8 protein-coding genes and 3 pseudogenes are annotated in these 6,066 nt (G+C 36.1%); 8 read left to right on the top strand and 3 right to left on the bottom strand.

Annotation, left to right across the window (positions count from 1 at the left end; genetic code table 11):
* The coding region (locus FTT84_RS16595) for a zinc ribbon domain-containing protein (RefSeq protein ID WP_180058446.1) at positions 1–109 on the top strand (109 nt) is incomplete at its 5' end.
* Between the two features lie 64 nt (positions 110–173).
* On the opposite strand, the gene FTT84_RS16590 is transcribed toward FTT84_RS16595, so the two are convergent.
* Positions 174–497, bottom strand: coding sequence for a type II toxin-antitoxin system HicB family antitoxin (locus FTT84_RS16590; RefSeq protein ID WP_005401831.1), 324 nt, complete (start codon positions 495–497; stop codon positions 174–176).
* An 8-nt stretch (positions 498–505) separates the two neighbouring features.
* Complete coding sequence (locus FTT84_RS16585) at positions 506–751, bottom strand: hypothetical protein (RefSeq protein ID WP_005401830.1); 246 nt, start codon at positions 749–751, stop codon at positions 506–508.
* Positions 752–1,184: 433 nt separating this feature from the next.
* Here FTT84_RS16585 and FTT84_RS16580 point away from each other — a divergent pair, with 433 nt between their 5' ends.
* The 6 genes and pseudogenes from FTT84_RS16580 to FTT84_RS16555 all read left to right on the top strand — a co-directional run bounded on the left by FTT84_RS16580 (position 1,185) and on the right by FTT84_RS16555 (position 5,569).
* Complete coding sequence (locus FTT84_RS16580) at positions 1,185–2,417, top strand: ATP-binding protein (protein ID WP_111860735.1); 1,233 nt, start codon at positions 1,185–1,187, stop codon at positions 2,415–2,417.
* Between the two features lie 26 nt (positions 2,418–2,443).
* Positions 2,444–2,638: pseudogene (locus FTT84_RS16575) on the top strand (HNH endonuclease signature motif containing protein); the annotation flags it as partial.
* A 62-nt stretch (positions 2,639–2,700) separates the two neighbouring features.
* Complete coding sequence (locus tag FTT84_RS16570) at positions 2,701–3,633, top strand: IS5 family transposase (RefSeq protein ID WP_180081891.1); 933 nt, start codon at positions 2,701–2,703, stop codon at positions 3,631–3,633.
* A 40-nt stretch (positions 3,634–3,673) separates the two neighbouring features.
* Positions 3,674–4,027, top strand: coding sequence for a hypothetical protein (locus FTT84_RS16565; RefSeq protein WP_180058949.1), 354 nt, complete (start codon positions 3,674–3,676; stop codon positions 4,025–4,027).
* 85 nt (positions 4,028–4,112) lie between these two features.
* The gene (locus FTT84_RS16560; protein ID WP_180058950.1) at positions 4,113–4,589 is read left to right on the top strand and encodes a hypothetical protein; all 477 of its coding nucleotides are present in this window, start codon (positions 4,113–4,115) and stop codon (positions 4,587–4,589) included.
* Between the two features lie 101 nt (positions 4,590–4,690).
* Positions 4,691–5,569, top strand: coding sequence for an IS982 family transposase (locus tag FTT84_RS16555; protein ID WP_180081889.1), 879 nt, complete (start codon positions 4,691–4,693; stop codon positions 5,567–5,569).
* Positions 5,570–5,755: 186 nt separating this feature from the next.
* Here FTT84_RS16555 and FTT84_RS16550 read toward each other — a convergent pair.
* Positions 5,756–5,947, bottom strand: a pseudogene (locus FTT84_RS16550) (ISNCY family transposase); the annotation flags it as partial.
* Between FTT84_RS16550 and FTT84_RS16545 the strand changes: the two are divergent.
* Positions 5,937–6,066 (top strand): annotated as a pseudogene (locus FTT84_RS16545) (transposase); the annotation flags it as partial. The pseudogenes FTT84_RS16550 and FTT84_RS16545 overlap by 11 nt on opposite strands.

Here is a 6,066-nt window from a genome sequence, read left to right as displayed (position 1 = left end):
AGAATGGTCATGTGAGTGTGGTGTCACTCACGATAGGGACTTAAATAGTGCCATGAACATTCTTGCGCTTGGGCATAAGCGTCTAGCTGTAGGAATCACCTCCGTTTAAGGGAGGTGAGGATGTCAAGGTCTACCAGTCATTTCCATTCCAAGTAGACCATCAAGATATAAAACTACATAGCCAATTTTGCCGATACCAAACGATTCATACTCACACCACGCTCCGCAGCTTCAAGTGCTAGTTTTTGATGAACCATTGATGGAACACGAACGGCAAACCGTCCGCTATACTTTTTTTCTGAAAGAGGGATAGGTAATTTCTCATTATTGCTGACCATATCTGCTACGACTTCACCAACAAGATCAACAATTCCTGCGAATGCTTTAGATTGTTCTGCATCAAGCCAAGACAATGATGGAAATTCGGCACATAGACCGACATACTCATTATCTTCTGCTGACCATGTAACACGATAAGTATATTGTTTGCTATCCATTTGACACCTCACAATGCCTTAAGTTTATCAAGTGCAGCTAATACTTGCCTAACCTGATAAGGTTTAGCCTTTCCGCTATCATCTTGAAGATTAATACGAGGATCGCCTTGCCACGGTGTTTTAAATACCGTGTGACTACCACTTGTTTGCCTTGGTTCACCAAAATATTGCTTACAAACCTTGAGTAAATCGACATAGCGGATATTTTTTGGATTATTCCGCATTTGTTCTATAAGTTGATCAAGATTTGCCATTTAAATGCTCAATAGTGCCAATGATTGATAGTATCAATATTGATACCATTAATCAAGAGTTTGACATGCCTAGTGGCTTATACGAACAGAAATGAATGGTAGGGTGCAAATAGGAATAGGGGGTAGATTTACACAGGAATATGCAATTTACTATTCACTCAATTTGTATAGCAGATAAAAGGGAGCATCAATAATCAAAAATACAGAATTCGGATTGATGTCGTCGATAAAAAAACCTACCAAATTTCGTCTAAAGAGTAGACCTGGCATCTTGGAGCTTGTCGTGATTAGCGTCTCTAAACGGCTATAACAGCAGTTTAGAATTTTAAATAGCTCACATGAACTAGAAACTCTTTTAAAAATTAAATATATTTCCACTTAGTATCTAAACTTTGATAGAATTAATTAAAACTTTAGAGTTTAAGTGAAAACAATGAGAAAAACTAATATTCGACGTGATAGCTACTTAAAATTTCTGAATACATGGCAAAACCGTGATGTCATTAAAGTGCTTTCGGGTGTACGTCGCTCTGGAAAATCCACCTTGCTGGCGATGTTTCAACAAGACCTAAAAGCACAGGGTGTACAAGCCGAAAACATCATTGCCATCAACTTTGAATTTATGGAATTTGAAGAACTCACCGATTACCGTAAACTACATGATTATGTACTGTCAAAAGTTGATGAAAGCAAGAAAAACTATGTTTTTTTAGATGAAATACAACATGTTACCAATTTTGAAAAAGTAGTCGACTCTTTATATGTTCGGGATTATATCGATTTATATATTACAGGTTCTAATGCATTCTTTCTGAGTGGAGAACTTGCGACGTTACTCACAGGACGCTATATCGAGCAACATGTTTTACCCTTGTCATTCCAAGAGTTTAAACAGTGGCATATTGAAAATAATCCGATCATCCAACAATTATCCAATCGTGATTTGTATGCCATGTACACGCGCAGTAGTTTCCCCTATACGCTTGCCATGACCAGCCAGCAGGAAACCTATGATTACTTGCAAGCGGTCTATGCCAGTGTAATGTTTAAAGATGTTATTCCCCGTTTGAATACGGCCGATATTAACTCTCTCGAGCGTGTCGCAAGATATTTGGCAAGCGTGACAGGCTCACCCATTTCCATCAATAAAATTAAAAATACCTTTGTTTCAAGTGGGGTTAAAATCTCATTTGAAACAGTAAAACGCTATATTCAGGGCTTACAGGACAGTTTGCTATTTTATAGCGCCGCACAATTTAAAGTACGTGGGCGTGAGTTATTACAATCCTCTGAAAAATACTATTTAGTTGATGTTGGATTGCGCCGCATTATGTTGCCTGATGCTAATGCTGATCAAGGTCATATCTTAGAAAATGTGATTTATCTTGAGCTTGTCAGACGAGGCTATACGGTCTATGTAGGGCGGGTTGATGAATATGAAATTGATTTTGTTGCTGTCGATACTTTACAAAATTTAACTTATTATCAGGTGGCATTAGAAACGCTCAGTGAGGAGACACTCACCCGAGAGTTACGTCCATTACAGAAAATTTCTGATTCATATCCTAAGTATTTACTTACCTTAGACACGATAGGGACTGAAGCCAATTATAATGGTATTGTAAAAATGAACGCTCTCGATTGGTTGCTGTCTGAAAATAAGTAAAGTGGAGTGTAGGCATCGACAATCTAATTTCTCGATCAAAGCCCAAGGCCTTTTCAGCATTAACCAAAAATTTGCTTAAGCATAATTTTCTAGTGGGTAATCATAACTTTTGCCCCATTTGTGATGGATTAATCTATCTCGATTCTACTGAATCGGATCATCGGATTGCCAAAGCCGCAGGTGGACAAGGTGTGCTAGAAAATGGCCTGCTGGTTTATCCGTTCGGTAAGGCTTTGTTGCACAAACCTATCTGTAAAGGGTTTTTCAGCGATATAATTTTCAAATGAAGAAGCCTACACACAAAATCTACCGCACAACCAATTGGCCCGCATATAACCGAGCACTCATGAGTCGCGGAAATATTGCCATTTGGTTTGATCCTGCTACGCAATGGTATGCGCCATCAAAAGGCAAACAAGGGCGAAATCAAACCTACTCCGACGCAGCCATCCAATGCTGCTTAATGATTAAATCCTTATTCCGTCTGTCTTTACGTATGGTTACTGGCTTTGTGCAAAGTCTGATTAAACTTTGCGGATTAAATTGGATAGCTCCAGATTACACCACGCTTTGTAGAAGACAAAAGCATATTGATATTGTAATCAGCTACCAAAAAAGTAGCGATGGGCTGCATCTACTCATGGACTCTACAGGCATGAAGTTTCTAGGTGAGGGCGAATGGAAGCGCAAGAAACATGGACCTGAATATCGTCGCCAATGGCGTAAACTTCATATTGGTATAGATGCTAAAACCCTACAAATACGAGCAGTTCAGCTCACAACGAATAATGTGAGTGATTCACAAGTCCTCGGGGATTTACTTGATCAAATCCCGTTGGATGAACAGATTGATTCAGTTTATACAGACGGGGCTTATGATACAAAACAATGCCGTCAGGTCATTGCAGATCGGCAAGCACATGCAGTTATTCCACCCAGAAAAAATGCAAAGCCTTGGAAAGATATAAAAGTTCATTCGCAAGAGCGAAATGAATTACTTCGAACAGTTAAACGTTTAGGCAGGACATTATGGAAAAAATGGTCAGGCTATCATCGGCGGAGTTTGGTCGAAACCAAGATGCATTGCATCAAATTATTAGGCGATCGACTACATTCAAGAAACTTTCAAAGCCAAGTTAATGAGATTCATGCACGTGTGGCCGTGCTGAATAGATTTACAGAGTTAGGTCGTCCTCATACCCGAGTTGTAACTTAAATTTGAGTGAGTTGGCGGATGCTTCAAATTATAAATCTTTGTGCAACAAAGCCCTTTTTTTGGATGTAACTCTGCAAATAACCCGAGTTTCGCTCAAAATATTTCTTGCTTACCTAATTTTTTAAATGTGGAAGTCGGCGGACAAAGTGCTTCAAGTTTTCCATCCTTTTCCCCTTCTAAAAGAATTACGTCTTTTGCTAGAAGTAACGATTTAGCTTGGTCTGTTGCTGATACTTATATGGTAGGTTCAAAACCTGGAAAAGGTAAACAAGCTCATTTTTTTGGTGTAAAAGCAGAACCTATGAGATTTTATAAGAATGGGAACTTACTCTATGAAAAAGATCAATCTTTTTTTAATTATGATCCCAAACCAAAGGCTATATTAAGAAGATAAAATGAAAAAAATAATTTATCCATTGATTTTTATAATCTTATTAATTTTTTCTAGCGTATTTATTTGGAATAGGATACAAAAAACTATGAACACAGAGCCTACACTTAGTTTTAAAATTTTAACTGATCATCATATAGATAAAGATATTCAAATAAATATTAGAAAAATTAATGATATGAACAACATTAATTCAAATAAGAATCATATGTTTACACTACTAAGAAATGGTATCTATTATCCACTAAATAATAAATATGATTTTAAAATGTATGAGATATTTGTCAAAAAGAATAATAAATTTGCTTATATTTCTGGAGAAAATATTTATTTTATTGAAGATGAATATTCAATAAGAGGTAATAACGATAGAAGTGGTGAGGTTTTAATTTATCCATATGAAAAAGATGGTGATATATTTTTTAAATATAATCAATACCATAATAGCAATAAAACAGAGCATACAAAAAAATTTAGGTTAAAAGAATCATATAAATTTAATAGCCATATTTTTAATGAACAAACAAAATTAGAGGATTTTAGTTTGGTTAATATTCCTGAATAATGTCATAGAGTAACCCGAATTACGGATAAGAAAACCGCTTGAAAAAAAGATGGTTAGAGCCATTTAGAAAGTTACTACACAAACCAAAGACTCTAACCACCATGTTTGATTTTACAGAAATCTTCTGTGCCATTGATGATTTTTTTAAGAAATTTGAACCGATCTATTGGCAATTTCTCAAGCAGGAAAATAAGCGTAAACGAATTCGATTAGCAACCTTATCCCTCTCTGAAATTGTGACGATTGCAATTTGTTATAAAACATCGCAAGTAAATAATTTTAAAACATTTTTCCAATTGCTTTATCAATTTGAGAGTAAATTATTTAAGTCTTTGCCTTGCTATAAAAATATGCTCAGCCTGATTAACCAACATCAGCTTGCAATTCATGCACTACACCGTGCTTTAAGCAAAGGACAAGCATGTCAATATCTATGGATTGATTCAACACCTTTACCTGTTTGTAAAAACAAAAGAATTCCTAGAAGTCACCATGCTTTGGACGATATTGCTTCTCGTGGCAAAAGTTCTATAGACTGGTTTTATGGTTGCAAATTACACCTTCTCATGAATAGTGAAGGACAAATTGTGAATACAGTTTTATCCCCTGGACACATTGCAGACATTAGAAAAATCGAAGAATTAGTTGATGGCTTATTGGCAACTGTTTATGGAGATAGAGGTTATATTGGAAAATCAATAAAAACCAAATTATTAGAGCAAGATATCGATTTAATTACTTATCCTAGAAAGAATATGCGAGTAAGTCTATTGCCTTTTTCTGATGAATACCACTTGAGACAGCGGAAAAGAATTGAAACTTTAATTGGCTTATTGAAAGAAAAATACCATTTAGTAAGCAGTAAACATCGGGCTATTTCCGGTTTCCTAGCAGGCATATTTTCTTCTCTATGTGCTTATCAACTCTGTCAGAAGAATAAGCCAAAAATTCATGTCGTTAGAAATTTAGCTTATCCGTAACTGGGGTTAGAGTAAGCTAAATTAACATAATACACGTTATACGAAGTTTAAATAAAAAATCGAGTCTAAAAACTTAATTTTTATGTATTTTTTTAAAATTAAGACCTAGGCCAGTGCCTAGTTTTTTTTGTTTGTTATTCACCAATTAAAATGTCTATGCGATAAACCATTTAAAATGTCCTGTTTTTAACCACAAGAGTCAAGCACAGGATTTAGATTTCGTTCTTGAATTGCTGTTTTCTGTGCACGTCTGCTTGGCATCTTTTGAGAACGATTACGTTTGTTTTGCTGTTCCAGTTCTTCATGTTGTTGTTGGATATGATTCAGAACAGCACTCAACCGTTTATTCTCAACAATCTCTCGCTGATTATATACCGATGGAGCTTATGACACCAAGCAATGCCGTCAGGTCATTGCAGATCGGCAAGGGCATGCGGTGATTCCACCTAGAAAAAATGCGAAACCATGGAAAGATACAAAGAGTAGCTCGCTAGAGC

The organism is Acinetobacter sp. YH01019 (assembly GCF_013420285.1).
Classification (GTDB): Bacteria; Pseudomonadota; Gammaproteobacteria; order Pseudomonadales; family Moraxellaceae; genus Acinetobacter; species Acinetobacter gandensis.
This window is presented reverse-complemented; position numbering and strand designations above follow the sequence as displayed.

Coding starts and splice junctions, on each gene's coding strand:
- FTT84_RS16585 (WP_005401830.1), bottom strand. CDS start 751: ATGGCAAATCTTGATCAACTTATAGAACAAATGCGGAATAATCCAAAA.
- FTT84_RS16580 (WP_111860735.1), top strand. CDS start 1,185: ATGAGAAAAACTAATATTCGACGTGATAGCTACTTAAAATTTCTGAAT.
- FTT84_RS16590 (WP_005401831.1), bottom strand. CDS start 497: ATGGATAGCAAACAATATACTTATCGTGTTACATGGTCAGCAGAAGAT.
- FTT84_RS16555 (WP_180081889.1), top strand. CDS start 4,691: ATGTTTGATTTTACAGAAATCTTCTGTGCCATTGATGATTTTTTTAAG.
- FTT84_RS16560 (WP_180058950.1), top strand. CDS start 4,113: ATGAACACAGAGCCTACACTTAGTTTTAAAATTTTAACTGATCATCAT.
- FTT84_RS16570 (WP_180081891.1), top strand. CDS start 2,701: ATGAAGAAGCCTACACACAAAATCTACCGCACAACCAATTGGCCCGCA.